Source organism: Gammaproteobacteria bacterium, from assembly GCA_021648145.1.
Lineage (GTDB): Bacteria > Pseudomonadota > Gammaproteobacteria > JAADGQ01 > JAADGQ01 > S141-38.
This window is the reverse complement of the sequence record JAKITI010000015.1, coordinates 1-17,464: the sequence shown is the minus strand read 5'-3', so window position 1 is coordinate 17,464 and position 17,464 is coordinate 1. Positions and strand designations below refer to the sequence as shown.

The following is a 17,464-nucleotide window of genomic DNA, read 5'->3' as shown; positions in this document are numbered from 1 at the left end:
CGTCGATTCCTTTTCTATAATCCTTTGTGAACTGCAATTGCAGCGACAATCACGGCAGCGAGTTCACTCGGTGGGCGGCGCTCTGAATAATTCACCAACTCTGTGTTTGTTTCTACAAAACTGGTATCGAACTCACCTTTGCGAAAGTCTGGGTGTTTCAAAATTTCCAGGTAATATGGAATGGTTGTTTTAATACCGTACACACCTATATCGCCCAGTGCTCGTGTTGCACGCGCCAGCAATTCATCCCATGTCATCGCCCAGACCGTAAGCTTAACGCACAGCGAATCATAATAAGGGAGAATCTCATAGCCACTGTAAATGGCGCTGTCGGTACGAACGCCGGGGCCACCCGGCGCAAAATAGCGTGTAATACGACCAAAGCTGGGCAGAAAATCATTTTTAGGATCTTCTGCATTGATGCGAAACTCCATGGCAAAACCACGGCGTTGGATATTTTCTTGCTGATACGAAAGCGGTAAGCCGGAAGCAATTTTGATCTGCTCTTGAACAATATCAACACCGGAAATCTCTTCACTGATCGTATGCTCAACTTGCAGGCGAGTATTCATCTCCATGAAATAAAAATTATCTTTATCATCAAGCAAAAACTCTACCGTTCCAGCATTTTCATACTCCACCACTTTTGCCGCACGCACAGCCAAATCTGCAATATATTTTTGCTGCTCATCACTCAGTTGCGGTGAAGGTGCAATTTCAATCAGCTTTTGATGACGACGCTGTATTGAGCAGTCGCGTTCAAAGAGGTGAATGACGTGACCCTGGCGATCTGCCAGAATTTGCATTTCGATATGACGAGGGTTTTCAATACACTTCTCAAGAAAAACTTCAGCACTGCCAAAAGCTTTTGTCGCCTCTGAAATGACTCGTTCATAATTGTTTTTAAGATCTTCAGCATCGGAGCAGCGACGAATGCCGCGCCCACCGCCCCCCGAAGTGGCTTTAAGCATGATGGGGTAACCGACACGCTGAGCACAAAGCAGCGCTTCATCCAGACTTTCCAGGCTGGCATCACTGCCTGGCGTGACTGGAATACCCGCTTTAATCATCGCCTTGCGTGCCTCAATTTTATCACCCATATGACGAATAACCGCCGCACTCGGGCCAATAAACTGAATTCCACGCTTTTCACAGCCCGCTGCTAGGTCTGGATTTTCTGAAAGAAACCCGTACCCCGGATGAATTGCATCACAGCCTGTCGCTGCGGCCAGATTCACCAAGCGATGCACACTTAAATATCCAGCCACTGTTTCTGGCCCCAAATTATAAGCTTCATCCGCTTTTTTAACATGCAGTGCGTAGCGATCTGCATCGGTATAGACCGCGACTGATTTCACACCCATTTCAGCACAGGCTCGCACAATTCTTACTGCGATTTCCCCTCTATTTGCAATGAGTATTTTTTTTATCACCACCCTGCTCCTTGAATTATCTCTACTCCATAAAGACTTTTTTTATTTTATTCTGAATATCACATGCCATCTTATATGGATCATCTGCCAATTTAATCGGCCGCCCTACGACAATATAATCGGCACCATTTCGAAAAGCTGTTTCTACATTAACAACTCTCTTTTGATCATCATCATTATCCACAGGGCGAATACCGGGTGTAATCACTAATAACTTTGAATCCAGTGATTCGCGCAAGCTCTTCGCTTCTAATCCAGAAGAGACCACTCCATCACAACCTGATTCTAATGCCCGTTTTGCGCGTGACAGCACCAGTTGCTCAACATCACACTGAAATCCCAGATCATCCAAGTCGCCCCGATCAAGGCTTGTCAAAGCAGTCACCGCCAACACTTTCAAGTCTCCTTTTGTGGCCGCTGCTGCTTTCATCATCGCATCATTCCCATGAATGGTTGCAAATGTTGCACCTTTATCACTTAAGCTCTTTATGGCGGAACTGACGGTCTGTGGCACATCAAAAAATTTAAGATCAACAAACACTTTTTTATCTCTGGCAATCAACCAGTCAATCAATTCAAAGTAGCCCCCTGCCATGAACAATTCCATACCCACCTTATAAAAAGTGACGGCATCGCCTAATGTTTCCACCATGGCCTTCGCTGTTTTGGTATTTTCAAAGTCAAGAGCAAAAATCAGGCGATCTTTCATTTCGATCGGTTTATTAGATAAAAAGCTTTGTTCAGTCATTACTTAATACTCTCATGATTATTTAGTTACCGCCATTTTACCGGAACCTCTATTGGAATATACTGTCACATTAATTTCAATTCTTTTAATGATTCAAGTAATGGCCGCTGTACTTCATCTATTCAAAAAAACTTCACTGATCACTAGCGTGATTATAATCACTCTCTCATTGATTTCATGCATTGAAGAGATTGATATTGATTATGATCCTGATGCAGAAAGCCTGATTCCCCCCACAGTAAACATCAGTGACATCCTCATTGCTGAAGGTAATATTGAGCTGAATGAAGATGGTTCTGAACCTGATGAACGCCCCAAATTTAAAGCAACATTCTCTGTTACAGTTGACGTACCTGTTCGTAAAGAAACAGAAAAAATAGTCGTCGATTACACCACTGTTGATGGCTCTGCAACAGCCGGCGAAAATGACTATGAGCCAAAAAAAGGGCAAGTTTTTTTCTTTCCAGGTCGAAGTGTCGTTGATCCGGCCACAGGAGAAAACGTCTTTCAGCAAGCAAAAACCAGCAAGCCAATCGAAATCATTGTTTATGGTGATAATGAAGCCGAAGCCAATGAGTATTTTGACGTAAAATTAACCATCGCAACATCCAGTCAGGGTCAGGAAGGCAAACAGATGACAGGCCGCGCCACAATTAACAATGATGACGGCTATGCGATAAAAATTCGCAATAAAGTGATTACCGAAGGCAATGAAGGCACAGAAACACTGCAATTCACTGCGTCACTCAATGATAAATTCGAGAGCCGTGTTACAGCTAACTACCAAACCACCGATGGCACTGCCACAACCGCCAACAACGATTATTCACCCGTCTCTGGTGAAATTTCATTTTACCCAGGCGAGCTGGAAAAAACGATCTCAGTCCCTGTTCATGGCGATACTCAAGCCGAAGCTAACGAAACCTTTACTTTAAGTTTAAGCAATATTTCAGACAGCGAAATCGCTGCCAAGTCCAGACAACTCACAGCCACTGGAATTATTGTCTCTGATGATAACCTTGAAACACTCAATGATACCGGCATCACTTTGACCGCATCCAACAAAACCAAAGATGTAGTTCAATATTTTGATACGCTCGACCTTGCCAAGGTATGCACTGAGCAACAGATTGAAGATAACGATACAACATGTGAAGCGGAAACACTTGAAAGCACTCTGGAACTCTTTCCTGAACAAGACGCTCTCTATGGCCGTGATGCCACTCAAAATGATGACAGCGATGGCCATGCTGGTTTTAATTTTACAAAACTGGATATGGAAGGAAACTCACTGCCACCAACGGCAGCTGAATGGTTCTGCGTAAAAGACAATGTCACGGGTCTAATCTGGGAAAATAAAAGTGCTGATGCAGATTTGCAATATCACAATGCAAAATACACCTGGTACAACCCCTTGGCTGAAAACAGTAGTGAAGGTAAAAAAAGCCTAGATGAGTGCGACTATAACGGCTGCGACACCTATGCTTACATGAACGCCATCAATACAACAACAGAGCCACTTTGTGGAATTAATCAATGGCGGCTTCCAACACGCAGTGAACTACTCTCCATCGTTAACTACGGTGCAAGCCACCCTGCGGTTGATCGTAATTATTTCCCTTACCCTATTATTGCTCGACGATCACCCCCATTGAATTACTGGAGCCAAAACACCTCTCCATCAAAAGCAGTCATCATATATGATGTCAAAATAAGAGGTGATGAAGAAGCTCATATTGTAATCGCTAAAGAAGTGGTTGCTTTAAAACAAAATAGAGAGAAAATCAGAAGCCTGATCAAGGATGAAATCATTGTAGAGTCTCAATACAGAGATAATAGCGACGCTGAAACTGAATTTATTGCAGCAATAAAAGAGGAAGCTTTGACACTTTATGTCGATCAGCTGATTGATGCTTCACCTGCCGATCAGAGCATAACAATAACGACTGAAGAAGGCCTGCAAATTACAATAGAAAATGAAGATAATGTGAGAGCTGTTCTCAAAGAGTTCCTTACAAGACAAAGAACTTTCGCCGCATCAGAGCGTGCCTTGATTGTTGACTATATGAAAGGCGAGTCTGGAGCGGTTAAAAAAGATACAGAATGGTTTGTACGTTTGGTATATTCACCCCAATAAACTTTGGATTCCATTTAAATGCAATACGCCTTATTAATCACTACACTGCTTGCACTCATTACCACAAACGCCACTCTGGCTCAGATCTGCGACGAAAACCAAGCGCCCTCAACGCCTTCTGATCGTTTTGCCAAAAATGATGGCCTTGTTATTGACTCTAAAACGGGCTTGATGTGGAAGCAATGCACTGAAGGCACTCGCTACAATGTCAAAAATGAGCAATGTGATGACGAGGCAAACGTTTATACCTGGCAAGGCTTACTGCAATATATACAGCAACTTAACCAAGGAAAAATAGGTAATTCACGAAACTACAGTGACTGGCGAATTCCTAATATAAAAGAGCTTGAATCAATCGTGGAACACCGCTGTATGAGTCCAGCTATTAACCTGGATGTTTTCAGTAACACATCACGCGTCTCTTTCTGGAGCAGTTCAACCTCCTTTTCCTCTCCCTACAAAGCATGGGCGGCGCACTTTGATGATGGCAAGATCACACTCAATGACAAAGATGAGTTCAACACCCGTGCTTATGCACGACTGGTCAGAGACTGGAAATAATAATTAAGGAACCTCTGATCAGAGGTTCCTTAATGCTCTCGCGTTGCCATAAATTTGATATCAGGCCAACGCTCTTCCATGAGCTGCAAATTCACGCGAGTCGGTGCAATATAACTAAGGTGACCACTCGCATCTAAAGCTAAATTATCATTGGCCTTACGCTGAAATTCTTCCAGTTTCTTGGAGTCTTCACACACAATCCAACGCGCAGTATTCACCTGTACGGCCTCAAAAGAACACTCAACACCATATTCACTTTTTAAGCGGTGAGCCACAACATCAAACTGCAGTATACCCACCGCCCCCAAAATGAGATCGTTATTATTCAGGGGTCTGAACAACTGAGTCGCACCCTCTTCACAGAGCTGCTGTAATCCTTTAAGCAATGCCTTCAAACGCATTGGATCACGCAATCGCGCTCGCCTGAATAGCTCTGGTGCAAAATGAGGAATCCCTGCAAATTTTATTTTTTCACCTTGAGTGAAAGTGTCCCCGATCTGAATTGTGCCATGATTGAAAAAACCGATAATATCACCTGGGTACGCTTCATTCACATGCTCTCGATCACCTGCCAAAAATGTAATCGCATTAGAAATTTGTACATTTTTTTCCAAACGAACCTGATGTACTTTCATCCCTTTCTGATATGATCCCGAGCAAATACGCACGAATGCGATCCGGTCACGATGAGCTGGATCCATATTGGCCTGAATTTTAAAAACAAACCCTGTAAATTTTTCTTCATTCGTTTCCACCAGCCGTTCATTGGCCTGACGCGGTAACGGAGCCGGTGCGTACTCTACAAACTTATCCAGTAACTCTTTAACACCAAAATTATTGGCTGCCGAACCAAAAAATACAGGTGTGAGCTCGCCTTTGAGATAAGCATCCAGATCAAATTCATGGCTTGCACCTCTGACTAACTCCACCTCTTCTCGAAACTCATCCGCATCATCACCAAACAGCTCATCCAACCGAGGATTATCCAACCCCTGAATCACCTCACCTTCCTGAATTTTTCCACCATGTGTGGCACTGAAAAGGTGAATACAATCATTTTGAAGGTGAAATACACCCTTAAAAGCCTTACCCATTCCCATCGGCCAGACAATCGGCGCACACTTAATTTTCAGTACATCCTCGATCTCATCCAGAAGATCAATCGGATCACGCCCTTCACGATCCAGTTTATTGATAAAAGTCATGATCGGCGTATCACGCAAACGACAAACATCCATCAATTTAATAGTACGTTTCTCAACGCCTTTAACGCAGTCAATCACCATCAAAGCTGAATCCACTGCAGTCAATGTACGGTAGGTATCCTCCGAAAAATCTTCATGGCCTGGTGTATCCAAAAGATTCACCACACGGTCATTATGCATGAATTGCATCACGGATGAAGTCACCGAAATGCCACGCTCTTTTTCCAGTTCCATCCAGTCAGAAGTTGCATGACGCGCAGCTTTACGGCCTTTAACCGTACCTGCCATTTGAATAGCACCACCGAATAAAAGGAGCTTTTCAGTTAATGTGGTCTTTCCCGCATCAGGATGAGAAATGATAGCAAACGTGCGTCGCCTATTGATTTCATTGATTAAATTTCTGTCAGCCATACCCATAAAACCTTAGTTCTCATCTAAAAAAGTCAACATAAATCTAAACTATTATAACGAAAAAGTTTAGCTATATATTTACTTTTATTCTTTTTAAGGCGCGATCCGTTTCGCTTAAATTTTCTTCATCGCACACAAGAGTCCAGTTTGCTTCGATCACTTCAATTTGATACTCGATAATGGATCCAGCCTCTTCACGAGAAAGTAGAAAGTGCGGTGCTGCATCCAGGCAAGCGGTAAGCTGACTCATCCGGTTGTTACCGGAAATCAACATTGCTTGCGTGGCCTCATTGCCAGTTCGCCCTTGTGGACAAATGGTGTGAGGGAGAGCATTTCACGGTCCCAGAAGGCCGCATGATTACGAGCGTGGTCGTCTGTATTCCCGCACAAAATATTGAAGACCAAGCGGGAAAACAGCTCCTTCAATGTCACGGAAGCATTCCTGAAACGGTAGCGAATAATCTCGGCTAAATCTTCGTAACTGGCATAGCGCGTCATCACTTCATCCAGACCGAACAAAGTCAGACCGGAGACAATAGCTTTACGCTGCCAGCCCTTTGATACATGAACGCGGTCAAAGCGCTCAATGAGCAATACATCCTTATTGGCGGCTTGCGTCATAGAAACCGACGCAACATTCAGCCGAGCCAGAGCGGCCAGCCGCATGGCGATAAACTCGGCCTTCACCACACTTCGTTTTCCGATCGGGAGATTGTGATTCGCCTGCTGGGTTACGCAAAACCAGCAATGCATCACCGTGGGCTTATCCTGTGAAGAGGGCAAGAGAGTACATCAATAGGCATTTTTATTGCCTACCATGACCCCGATATCTTTTCTCCAATTAGATTTTTATCCATTTTGTCCATAAAATTCTTGCCATAAACAGGGGAAGGGCATTAAAATTCCTATTCATAGCAAGGTCAAATAAATGCGGCTAACCTTGTCCGTTATCTATCTTTCTCATTGATCAGAAAATGTCTTCTACTGATATATTGCGATATAAATACGCACACTAAGAGAACCACTCAATGAACCACAGCGCACACAACAAACTGATCTCTTTTATCTGGTCAATTGCAGACGATTGTCTGCGTGATGTTTATGTTAGGGGTAAGTATCGTGATGTTAGGGCGGCGCAAAGATGAGTTGGAGTTGTATAAACTGTTTGCAAGCGATGCGGCCTTTAAAGCGTCGTGGGAAGATAGTTTACAGCGCTTGGTTGGGTAGTGACGCAGTAATTTAGACCATATGATCCGCAGATGAAAATGTAATATCAAACCTGAATGCGTATAATACGCCCTCTCGTTTCCATCATCAGGAGGCTCTGTGGAGTCCATCATCTCAATCAAAAATCTGACTAAAAAATACGATTCAGGTCTTCTGGCACTTAACAATATCAATCTGGATATCCACCGAGGAGAAATTCTGGCTCTTTTGGGGCCAAATGGTGCAGGTAAAACAACACTGATCAGCATTATCTGTGGCATAGTCACGCCCAGTGAAGGCAGTGTTTCAGTGGATGGTCATGATATCCTTACAAACTTTCGTGCCGCTCGATCCAAAATTGGCTTAGTCCCTCAAGAGCTTTCCACCGCCACTTTTGAAAGCGTCTGGGATACCATGAATTTTAGCCGTGGTTTATTTGGAAAACCAAAAAACCATGCCTTTATCGAAAAAATACTACGCGACCTCTCGCTTTGGGACAAACGAAAAGAGAGGATTATGACATTATCCGGCGGCATGAAACGCCGCGTTCTCATCGCCAAGGCACTTTCTCACGAACCAGAAATCCTGTTTCTTGATGAACCCACCGCCGGTGTTGATGTTGAACTGCGTCGTGATATGTGGCAAATGGTGCGAAAGCTGCGTGAAAGCGGTGTGACCATTATCCTGACCACACACTACATTGAAGAAGCTGAAGAGATGGCCGACCGAATTGGAGTCATCAACAAAGGTGAAATCATCATGGTTGAAGACAAAGATGTACTGATGGATAGACTTGGTAAAAAGCAACTGACTCTAACACTGCAAAACCCACTCGACCACACGCCTAAAGAGCTTGCAGAATATTCTCTGGATTTATCACAAGATGGCTATACGCTCACCTATACTTTTGATACACAGAAAGAGCACACAGGTATTTCCGAGCTACTGCGCCAACTCAGCAACCTCGGCATTGATTTTAAAGATCTCCAATCCAGCGAAAGCTCACTGGAAGAGATTTTTGTCAGTCTGGTGAGGGATTAATCATGAATCTATACGGAGTTCGTGCAATTTACTTGTTCGAAATGGCTCGTACCTGGCGAACATTATTGCAAAGTCTGATCTCGCCGATTCTTTCCACATCGCTCTACTTTGTGGTTTTTGGCGCAGCGATCGGTTCACGCATGGGTGAGATCAACGGCATCAGCTATGGTGCTTTCATCATTCCTGGATTGCTCATGTTATCGCTGCTTAACGAAAGCATTTCCAATGCCTCTTTCGGCATCTATTTTCCAAAATTTTCAGGCACGATCTACGAGATACTTTCAGCACCTGTTTCACCTACTGAGGTTGTCATTGGTTTTGTGGGCGCAGCGGCCACTAAATCTATTCTTCTTGGCCTATTGATTTTACTGACTGCCAACCTGTTTGTAGACTATGAAATTGCACACCCACTGTGGATGCTCTTCTTTTTAGTGCTCACGGCCATCACATTCAGCCTGTTCGGTTTCATCATCGGTTTATGGGCGGACGATTTTCAAAAGTTGCAAATCATCCCTATGATGGTTGTCATGCCACTGACCTTTCTGGGCGGTGCTTTTTATTCAATCGACATGCTGCCAGAGCCATGGCAAACCGTCACACTGTTCAACCCGGTCGTTTACCTGATTAGTGGCTTTCGCTGGAGCTTTTACGGCATTTCTGATGTCAATATTATCGCCAGTATCGGGATGATCTTTGTCTTTATGTTTCTCTGCCTCACAACAATTTGGTGGATATTCAAAACGGGATATCGCTTGAAGAGTTAAAAATTCCTGAAATATTAATTTACTCCTCAGCGTCGACCAAAGAACTAAAAATATCAGCCAGCTGTTGCGTTGCTGGTCCAACACTCTCTGGATGACCAAAAATCAGGTAGAGAAAGGTTGCTCGCTGCTGCCCTTCTTTTAATTTTAAAGGCTTCAAAGTACCACCATCCAGTAATGATTCAATTTTATGTTTAGGCAACCAACCAAAACCCAATCCACTGCTCACTGTCTCAACTGCTGTATCGATACTGCTCACTGTCCAGCGATATTCTGAACCTAGCCAACCAGAATCACGCTTCATATGCAAACCAGAATCACGAATCACCACTTGCATCTCCTTACGCAGATCTTTGTGAGTGGGTACGCGTTGTAACTGATGAAGCGGGTGCTCTTTATGAGCCACGGCAATAAACTCCACCTTGATCAAAGAATTACCCAAAAAACCTTTAGGAACCCGAGAGCCAATCACCAAATCAGCACGCCCCTCCAGCAATGCTTCATCAGCGCCAGAAAGCACCACTTCATTCAGTTGCACTCGAGTGCCCCTGCTCACAGGTATAAATTGTTTCAGGGCGGCCATCAGATAACAGGAAGGAAAAGCGGCATCAACAACCAGATCAATTTCAGCCTCCCACCCCTCCTCAAGGCAATAAGCAAATTGCTCCAATTCAGCAGCATCCTCAACCAACTGACGTGAACGACGCAGCAAAACTTCACCCACTTCAGTGAGCACCGCTTTACGACCCTCTATTTGTAGCAAAGAGACACCCAGTTGTTCCTGTAATTTAGAAACTGTATAACTGACCGATGACTGACTTCGATGGAGATGCTCAGCAGCTTGTGCATAACCATCATGATCAATCACTGCCTGCAGCACTCTCCACTGCTCTAAAGCAACTTTTGGAGCTTTCACTTTCACACACCTATCAATATTTTAGATCATTATAACCTATTATTTGCGCTTTTTTATCGAAAAAATATTGTCATAATGTTTTCATCCATCAACAAACTTATGAGGAAGTATAAAAATGGAAAAAGCAACAACTTTAGTCGGGCGCATTCTTTTGGGGCACATATTTTTACTCGCGGGTATAAGTAAAATTGGTAGCTATGCGGGCACTCAGGGCTACATGGAGGCCATGGGTGTACCGGGAATGCTTCTACCCTTGGTCATATTGCTGGAAATTGGCGGTGGCCTTGCCCTGATCGTAGGCTTTCAAGCACGAATTACGGCTTCTCTATTGGCCGGATTCTCGATCATTTCCGCAATCATCTTTCACGCGAACCTCGGCGACCAAATGCAATCAATCATGTTTATGAAAAATTTCGCGATCGCGGGTGGCCTATTATTTATCACTGCTTTTGGTGCAGGTTCATGGAGTATTGATGCTTATCGTAGCAATAAAACTGATACAACAAATTAACAGGAGTGATTCATTATGGGTTTATTAGTTGAAGGTGTTTGGCACGACCAGTGGTATGACACACAAAAAAGCCAAGGGGCGTTTATACGTGCTGATTCACAATTTCGCAATTGGGTGAGCGCTGATGGGACAAAAGGCCCCAGCGGTGTAAGCGGATTCAAAGCTGAAGCAGGACGTTACCATCTCTATGTTTCATTGGCCTGTCCTTGGGCTCACCGCACACTGATCTTTCGTACACTGAAAAACCTGGAAAAAGTAATTTCAGTATCTGTGGTTGACCCTTATATGTTGGAACAGGGTTGGGCATTTACGGGCAATTTTGGTAGTGATTTAGATGATGTGAATAGCAGTCAGTTTCTACATCAAATTTATACATTGCAACAATCGGGTTACAGCGGACGCGTTACCGTACCTGTGTTATGGGACAAAAAAACCCAGACCATCGTCAATAATGAATCATCAGAAATCATTCGTATGCTCAATAGTGCTTTTGATGCATTCACTGATGTTAAGCACGACTACTACCCCGAAACATTACAGAGTGATATTGATGCTATTAATGACTTTGTCTATTCCAATATCAATAACGGTGTCTACCGCTGTGGCTTTGCAACCAAGCAAGCCGCGTATGAAAAAGCCTTCGATGAATTGTTTTCAGCCTTAGACACACTGGAGCAACGCCTGAAGCAGCAACGTTATTTAGTCGGAGATCAACTCACAGAAGCGGACTGGCGTCTTTTTACCACATTGATCCGCTTTGATGCGGTCTATTACAGCCACTTCAAGTGCAACTTGCATCTGTTAATGGATTATTCAAACCTAAGCCACTACTTACGCGAGTTATACCAAGTTTCAGGCGTGAAAAAAACCGTCAATTTCACCCATATTAAACAGCACTATTACTTCAGTCAGTCCACCATCAACCCAACTCGCATTGTCCCTAAAGGGCCAATATTAGATTTTGATCAACCCCACAATAGAGCACAATCATTCTGAGATGCCTAATGAGGCAGGTCGCACGAGGGGAGTCCAAATCTTGAAGGAGGAAAGATAAAAACTATCGTCGGTGATCTCTTGAAAATAATAGTCACTGACGACGAGCCAAGCTATAAAACAGCCCATTTTCATGCCAGTTGCTGATCAATAAATTTTCATGTGACTGGCTCTTATTCTGCAATACAGAGAGTGCATCATTAAGCTGCGTCACATATAGAGTCATTGATTCCCCATGTTGATTAACCAGATTGATTTGAGCGGCAATACGCCCTTGAATCGAGCAATAACGTGCTCCGAGCAATTGATACTCTGAATCTTTAAGCTGCTCGGGCGATTTAATTATAAAATCAAGCTTATCCATCGTGGCTGCGAGCTTTGAATAATTATCTGAAATAAATTCACTGGCAAGCTGCTTATTATGATTCATTGCCACTTCTTGAGCCACTCGAACGATCAATTCATCACCTGATGTTTGTGAAAAATTAGTTAACTGAACGCCCGTTAAGATCACAAGTGCACATGATGCAGCGATCGCGAAGTATTTACTGGCCTGCCATAAGCCATGTTTTTTCTGAGATTGCGTGCCTGTCATTGCTCTCATTCGAGCTAATATCTCAGGAGAAAGTACCTGCTTTTCATAATGATTTTTAATATTTTTATTGATGACATCATCGCTCATGGCGCACCTCGACATCATGTGTTGCTAAAAAGCGTCTTATTTTCTGTTTAGCTCTGTGAATATGACTCAATACCGTGCCACGCGGTTGCGTTGTGAATGTGGCAATTTCGTTGGCGGTATAGCCTTCAACTGCCATCAAAAAAAGCGCTTCTCGCTCTACGCTTCGCAAACTGTCCAGAGCCTCTTCCAGCAAAGGATATTCCAGATAACCCATTGCATCTAAACTATTCGTCACATCTTCCTGCTGCTCCATCTGCGGCACATCATCTAATGCTACAACGGTCACCAACTGCTCTCGTTTATTCAAATTTAAAAAGCGAGAGCGTACCGCACTGAACAAGTAAGGACGGCTATGAGGCCCCTTCGCCTTCAGCACCGCCAGCCATGCGTCCTGAACAACATCTTCAGCACGCACCTTGTCATGCGTTAAAGAGAGTGCATAGCGATAACCGCTATGCAACAACGCTTCGAGGTTTTGAGTCACCTCTTTCATCATATTTATTACATGCTTTCCAGATGGTATTTACGTTTTTTGCCATCGACTTTATGCAGCAATGCTTGAGTCGTTATAAGCTTGTCACCCGATGGGCGAACCATAAAGTCAACATCGACTTTATTGCCATTTTGGTCTTTAAAATCAGCACAACTAACATAAAAATCACCTTTTTTAACGATACCGTCATGCAGCTTATCCAACTTTAATTTTAAAAGACCACCCTTAACGGAGTCATAAACGTACATAGAACCATCTATAGTTTGATTGTTAATGAACTCATTCATTGACTGCTGAACATTCGTGCGCAAATCACCTTTTATTGAAGGATCATCGGCAGCTAAAGCGCTAAATGATAAAGATGCACCCAATAACAGCGCAGCAGAAGTCGTTATAATTTTTTTGTATGTAAACATTAATTATTCCTCTAATTTTATTTTTGGTATGACAGGTTTTTTTATGGCCTGTACTTAAGTAAACAATCGGGAGGTGCATTTGATTGCATTTGAGTATAATCTCAACCCTGTTTTTAATTTTAACAAGGTTACTTTATATTTATGTGGTTTAAAAATCTTCACATCCACCGTATGACAAAACCCTTTGAACTCACCGCTGAAGAGCTGCATCAAAAACTTGATGAGCACGCTTTCAGACCTTGTAGCACTCTGGAAACTTTCACATTTGGTTGGGTTCAACCATTGGGTCGTCATGGTTCACAGCTCACTCATGCCACCAATGGTTACATTATGGTGTGTGCGCGCAAAGAAGAGAAGGTTTTACCGGCTTCTGTTGTCAATGAAATTGTTGCAGAAAAAGTCGCTGACATTGAAGATAGCCAGGCCAGAACCGTGCGCAGCAAAGAACGAAAAGATATTCGTGAAGAAGTATTACAAGACCTTATGCCACGCGCATTCAGTCGTTCAAACTACACGTTTGCTTATATTGACCCGCATAACGGCTGGCTGATTGTTGATGCCGCCAATGCCACCAAAGCAGAAGATTTAATAAGTTTGTTGCGCAAAGCCATCGGCCAGTTCCCCACTCAGGCACCCAAAGTCAATGGCAACCCAACGGATATACTGACTCGCTGGTTGAGCCAACAAGCACCTGCGACCAATTTTGTTATTGATAACCAGTGTGAGCTGCGTGACCCCGATAAAGAAGGCGGTGTGATACGTTGCACACGGCAAGACTTAATGGCCGATGAAGTGCAATCTCATCTTCAAGCAGGTAAACAAGTGACCAAACTGGCCGTTGAATGGAGCGAACGCCTCACTGCAATTTTGGCGGACGATTTAACCGTCAAACGGCTTCGTTTTCTGGATGTGATTCAAGAAGAAGCACAAAACAGCTACGATGATGATGCGGCCTCGTGTTTTGATGCCGATTTTGCACTGATGACTTTGGAACTCTCTCGCTTTATACCTGCCCTAATAGAAGCCTTCGGTGGGCTCAACAATGAAAAATCAAATCAACTCAATGGATAATTTCATGCAAAACTACTTTTTAAAACCCGCTCTATTCGCCGGACTACTTTTAATCACAACAGCTCTAACCGCTTGCAGTGAAAAAACACCTCAAATTGAACCCAACACGGCATCATCCACGCCCCTCCAAATAACTGTTTATAAATCACCTACCTGTGACTGCTGCACCGATTGGGAAGACCACTTGCGCATGGAAGGCTTCGAAGTGACTTCTATAGAACGTAACAATATGAACCCGATCAAAGAAAAATTTGGGGTCAGCCGTAACCTGGCTTCATGCCACACCGGGATTATTGATGGCTATGTGATTGAAGGCCATGTGCCGGCATCTGATATCAAACGGTTATTGGCTAAGCGCCCTGAAATTACAGGGCTTACCGCACCCGGCATGCCAAAAATGTCACCTGGTATGCAGCCACACGGTGAAGCACCTAAAAATTACGACGTATTAAGTTTTGATGAAAATGGTAAAACGGAAATTTTTACCTCCTACAAATGATAATGAATTCAGAAATTATCAAATATTCAGCATAGTATAAAATTAGCATGTCACTATGCTGAGTAATTAAAAAATTTTCAGAAAGGAAAACCATACATGGCTGCCATGAGCTACATCAGTGTTATTGAGCGTTACCACGAATACTGTGGTGCAATACATGAGCTGCTCGCCTCGATTTTATCAGGAATATTAGAAGAGAAGCTATTTACTGACTCCGAGTTTCAGCAAAAAACTATCGACTATCTGGATGATACCTATCCTTTTGTTAATACACTTTATACGCTCGACAATGAGGGCACACAGACCAGTAATAATATTGTACCCGCCAACAGCAACATTCCTAATAATAAAGGCCTAGGGAAAGACCGTAGCCAACGCCCTTATTATTTGATGGCACGTCAAAATGATGGAATCATCGTCACAGAACCCTACCTTTCGGCGGTGAGCCGTAACCTCTGTATTTCAGCGGCTATAAAGCGAAAAAACCAAAATGATGATACTCAAGGCTATATTGTTGTAGATATTGATCTGCCAGAGACCCTTGAATTTTTAATGGGTGACACCCCCCGCCGCCGTTTTGAACCTCTATTCAAAGCGATATACACCTTTATATCTATTGGCCTTTTTGCCGTTGTCGGCATCCTTCTCTACTCCGCAACGACTGAACTCCTGTCACTGTTTTCCGAAAGTGCCAGCTTTGAAGACTATTACCTTAAACCTTTTGGTGTCATTATTTTTCTCACTTTGGCGCTGGCTATTTTTGATTTGGGAAAAACAACTCTGGAAGAAGAGGTGCTCATGCACAAGGACATCTTCCGCCATAGCTCTACAAGACGAACAATCACACGCTTTATTGCTGCAATTCTCATCGCTATTTCGATTGAATCTCTGTTATTGATGTTTAAAGGTGCACTAGGTGATGGTCAGCATTTAATGGAAGCCGTCTGGATGATGTTTGCTGCGATTGGTTTGATGGTCGGGTTGGGTATTTATGTTTATCTCGGCTCTAAAGCCGAAGCAATATTAAACAGCCAGAGACAACAGCGGCTTCATACAAAGAGATCGTAACGATACACGCCCTCGCCCGAGAACAACAATTCCCTCTCTGGCGAGGAGGTTCGATTTCCACCCCCCTTCAAAAAATTTACCGCCAACAATAAGTAATTGTACTTATTGGCACAAACACTCTTTACATACATCATAAAGCACGGGCTTAAAGATCATAATCAGGATGTGCAATGTTTACTAAAAGGAGGGCCACAACTATCACCACATAGAAGAATTTCAGTATGAGTGCCAACAAACATCCACAACAACCGTTGAAAAACAACCAAAAATCTGAAGATGCAGATACGTCTGGAACAGACGGTTCGTTAAACCCACCCAGCTATCCATTAATCAACACGCTCAATCGGTTTGAGCGTAACGAAGCATTAAAACAACTTGCCTCACAAATATCACGGGTCTGCTCTTCATCAAGCAATTCCGATGACTCCATGACTTTCCCGCTGGAAGATTTACCAAGCACCCTTCAGCTATTGGCCGAATTAGCAATAGAAGCCAAGGCAAATGATTCAAACAGAGAAGAGAAAAGCAAGATACTTCATTTAGCTGCCGTCATGCTACGTCGTGTACTGCATATGCCAGAGGCAAACCACTATCGGGTTCTTGGTCTCGATAGCGGAGCCACTTCGACACAGATCGCCGAACACTATCGACTGCTTCATGAGCTATTCTGGTTTGACGGAACCATTGATCCACAACAGAAAAGCCGGTTACGAATTTTCGAAGCCTATACCGCGTTAAAAGAATCAGAGTCACGACAGCGCTACGATGAAGAGCAAAAGCTGTTTGAGCAACTGGAATCCAGCTCGGGTCGGAGTGGTTTGTGGCGCGTTGCCGCAGTTGCACTCCCCGTGATTCTTGGCTTGTCTGTCTTTATGTTCTATCTTGAAAAATCCCCTGATACAGAGGTGGCTTCCTTACAAGAAAAATCACCTGACTCATATGCGGTTATTAATGAAAGCGCTGAACCAGGCAAGAGTGATGTGGCTGAGGTACCTATTAAAGAATCATTACAGGTAGAGGTGGAAACCACACAACAGCGCCCAACCCAACCCACTGACACGGTTTTTTTACCGGAAGAAGTGCCTGAAGTAATCCATACAATAGAAGAAAACGCTGCATCAGAAAAAGCATATGTTGCTGAGATACAGGTGGATGACAACGTACAATTACCAAATATTATTCCAAAGCCACCTTTAGATATGGTTTCCACAGAGACACCTTACATAGAAAAGCCAGAGAGAGTCGCTCCACAAATTAAAGAGCCCATTCAGGTTAAACAAGCCGAACGACAGGTTCCATCCGTCGTATCGTC

General features: G+C 43.5%; 17 protein-coding genes and 1 pseudogene. 10 read left to right on the top strand and 8 right to left on the bottom strand.

What is annotated here, in order from left to right; all coding sequences use genetic code 11:
* Positions 1-14: 14 nt before the first annotated feature.
* On the bottom strand, positions 15-1,433 hold the full coding sequence (locus L3J70_09940) for an acetyl-CoA carboxylase biotin carboxylase subunit (GenBank protein MCF6236673.1): 1,419 nt from the start codon (positions 1,431-1,433) through the stop codon (positions 15-17).
* Between the two features lie 22 nt (positions 1,434-1,455).
* Positions 1,456-2,181, bottom strand: coding sequence for an orotidine-5'-phosphate decarboxylase (pyrF, locus tag L3J70_09935; GenBank protein MCF6236672.1), 726 nt, complete (start codon positions 2,179-2,181; stop codon positions 1,456-1,458).
* Between the two features lie 52 nt (positions 2,182-2,233).
* On the opposite strand from pyrF, the gene L3J70_09930 reads away from it, so the two are divergent.
* Together L3J70_09930 and L3J70_09925 are read left to right on the top strand one after the other, a co-directional pair.
* Positions 2,234-4,318 carry a DUF1566 domain-containing protein gene (locus L3J70_09930; GenBank protein MCF6236671.1) on the top strand — a complete coding sequence of 695 codons (2,085 nt, stop codon included), beginning with the start codon at positions 2,234-2,236 and terminating at the stop codon, positions 4,316-4,318.
* Between the two features lie 18 nt (positions 4,319-4,336).
* A complete protein-coding gene (locus L3J70_09925) occupies positions 4,337-4,879 on the top strand; it encodes a DUF1566 domain-containing protein (protein ID MCF6236670.1) in 543 nt (180 codons plus the stop codon).
* Between the two features lie 29 nt (positions 4,880-4,908).
* Here the strand turns inward: L3J70_09925 and L3J70_09920 are convergent, their stop codons facing one another.
* Both L3J70_09920 and L3J70_09915 read right to left on the bottom strand, forming a co-directional pair.
* Positions 4,909-6,495, bottom strand: a complete 1,587-nt coding sequence (locus L3J70_09920; protein MCF6236669.1) for a peptide chain release factor 3 — start codon at positions 6,493-6,495, stop codon at positions 4,909-4,911.
* A 70-nt stretch (positions 6,496-6,565) separates the two neighbouring features.
* A pseudogene (locus L3J70_09915) lies at positions 6,566-7,188 on the bottom strand (HipA domain-containing protein).
* 633 nt (positions 7,189-7,821) lie between these two features.
* On the opposite strand from L3J70_09915, the gene L3J70_09910 reads away from it, so the two are divergent.
* Both L3J70_09910 and L3J70_09905 read left to right on the top strand, forming a co-directional pair.
* The gene (locus L3J70_09910; protein MCF6236668.1) at positions 7,822-8,742 is read left to right on the top strand and encodes an ABC transporter ATP-binding protein; all 921 of its coding nucleotides are present in this window, start codon (positions 7,822-7,824) and stop codon (positions 8,740-8,742) included.
* Positions 8,743-8,744: 2 nt separating this feature from the next.
* Positions 8,745-9,506, top strand: a complete 762-nt coding sequence (locus L3J70_09905) for an ABC transporter permease (GenBank protein ID MCF6236667.1) — start codon at positions 8,745-8,747, stop codon at positions 9,504-9,506.
* Positions 9,507-9,525: 19 nt separating this feature from the next.
* On the opposite strand, the gene L3J70_09900 is transcribed toward L3J70_09905, so the two are convergent.
* Positions 9,526-10,419 (bottom strand): LysR family transcriptional regulator, encoded by an 894-nt coding sequence (locus L3J70_09900; GenBank protein MCF6236666.1) that lies wholly within the window; start codon positions 10,417-10,419, stop codon positions 9,526-9,528.
* Positions 10,420-10,534: 115 nt separating this feature from the next.
* On the opposite strand from L3J70_09900, the gene L3J70_09895 reads away from it, so the two are divergent.
* Together L3J70_09895 and L3J70_09890 are read left to right on the top strand one after the other, a co-directional pair.
* Complete coding sequence (locus L3J70_09895; protein ID MCF6236665.1) at positions 10,535-10,930, top strand: DoxX family protein; 396 nt, start codon at positions 10,535-10,537, stop codon at positions 10,928-10,930.
* 15 nt (positions 10,931-10,945) lie between these two features.
* Positions 10,946-11,926, top strand: coding sequence for a glutathione S-transferase family protein (locus L3J70_09890; protein ID MCF6236664.1), 981 nt, complete (start codon positions 10,946-10,948; stop codon positions 11,924-11,926).
* A gap of 91 nt (positions 11,927-12,017) precedes the next feature.
* Here L3J70_09890 and L3J70_09885 read toward each other — a convergent pair whose 3' ends face one another.
* The 3 genes from L3J70_09885 to L3J70_09875 are packed head-to-tail and all read right to left on the bottom strand — an operon-like array spanning position 12,018 to position 13,514.
* Positions 12,018-12,605: a hypothetical protein gene (locus tag L3J70_09885; protein ID MCF6236663.1), complete on the bottom strand. Its 588-nt coding sequence runs from the start codon at positions 12,603-12,605 to the stop codon at positions 12,018-12,020.
* Complete coding sequence (locus L3J70_09880) at positions 12,595-13,101, bottom strand: RNA polymerase sigma factor (GenBank protein MCF6236662.1); 507 nt, start codon at positions 13,099-13,101, stop codon at positions 12,595-12,597. Before L3J70_09880 ends, L3J70_09885 begins: the two co-directional genes overlap by 11 nt.
* Before the next feature lie 5 nt (positions 13,102-13,106).
* Entirely contained in the window at positions 13,107-13,514 is a 408-nt protein-coding gene (locus L3J70_09875) for a hypothetical protein (protein MCF6236661.1), read from the bottom strand.
* Positions 13,515-13,655: 141 nt separating this feature from the next.
* Here L3J70_09875 and rdgC point away from each other — a divergent pair, with 141 nt between their 5' ends.
* The 4 genes from rdgC to L3J70_09855 all read left to right on the top strand — a co-directional run.
* Complete coding sequence (gene rdgC, locus L3J70_09870) at positions 13,656-14,585, top strand: recombination-associated protein RdgC (protein MCF6236660.1); 930 nt, start codon at positions 13,656-13,658, stop codon at positions 14,583-14,585.
* Positions 14,586-14,589: 4 nt separating this feature from the next.
* On the top strand, positions 14,590-15,084 hold the full coding sequence (locus tag L3J70_09865; protein MCF6236659.1) for a DUF411 domain-containing protein: 495 nt from the start codon (positions 14,590-14,592) through the stop codon (positions 15,082-15,084).
* Between the two features lie 96 nt (positions 15,085-15,180).
* Positions 15,181-16,152 carry a PDC sensor domain-containing protein gene (locus L3J70_09860; GenBank protein ID MCF6236658.1) on the top strand — a complete coding sequence of 324 codons (972 nt, stop codon included), beginning with the start codon at positions 15,181-15,183 and terminating at the stop codon, positions 16,150-16,152.
* 221 nt (positions 16,153-16,373) lie between these two features.
* Positions 16,374-17,464: hypothetical protein (locus L3J70_09855; protein ID MCF6236657.1), on the top strand; the 1,091-nt coding region annotated here is incomplete at its 3' end.

Bases quoted from the DNA above. Each gene is read 5' to 3' on its own strand.
- L3J70_09920 (MCF6236669.1), bottom strand. From the start codon at position 6,495: ATGGCTGACAGAAATTTAATCAATGAAATCAATAGGCGACGCACGTTT.
- L3J70_09865 (MCF6236659.1), top strand. From the start codon at position 14,590: ATGCAAAACTACTTTTTAAAACCCGCTCTATTCGCCGGACTACTTTTA.
- L3J70_09875 (MCF6236661.1), bottom strand. From the start codon at position 13,514: ATGTTTACATACAAAAAAATTATAACGACTTCTGCTGCGCTGTTATTG.
- L3J70_09905 (MCF6236667.1), top strand. From the start codon at position 8,745: ATGAATCTATACGGAGTTCGTGCAATTTACTTGTTCGAAATGGCTCGT.
- L3J70_09925 (MCF6236670.1), top strand. From the start codon at position 4,337: ATGCAATACGCCTTATTAATCACTACACTGCTTGCACTCATTACCACA.
- L3J70_09885 (MCF6236663.1), bottom strand. From the start codon at position 12,605: ATGAGCGATGATGTCATCAATAAAAATATTAAAAATCATTATGAAAAG.
- L3J70_09880 (MCF6236662.1), bottom strand. From the start codon at position 13,101: ATGATGAAAGAGGTGACTCAAAACCTCGAAGCGTTGTTGCATAGCGGT.
- rdgC (MCF6236660.1), top strand. From the start codon at position 13,656: ATGTGGTTTAAAAATCTTCACATCCACCGTATGACAAAACCCTTTGAA.
- L3J70_09890 (MCF6236664.1), top strand. From the start codon at position 10,946: ATGGGTTTATTAGTTGAAGGTGTTTGGCACGACCAGTGGTATGACACA.
- L3J70_09895 (MCF6236665.1), top strand. From the start codon at position 10,535: ATGGAAAAAGCAACAACTTTAGTCGGGCGCATTCTTTTGGGGCACATA.
- L3J70_09860 (MCF6236658.1), top strand. From the start codon at position 15,181: ATGGCTGCCATGAGCTACATCAGTGTTATTGAGCGTTACCACGAATAC.
- pyrF (MCF6236672.1), bottom strand. From the start codon at position 2,181: ATGACTGAACAAAGCTTTTTATCTAATAAACCGATCGAAATGAAAGAT.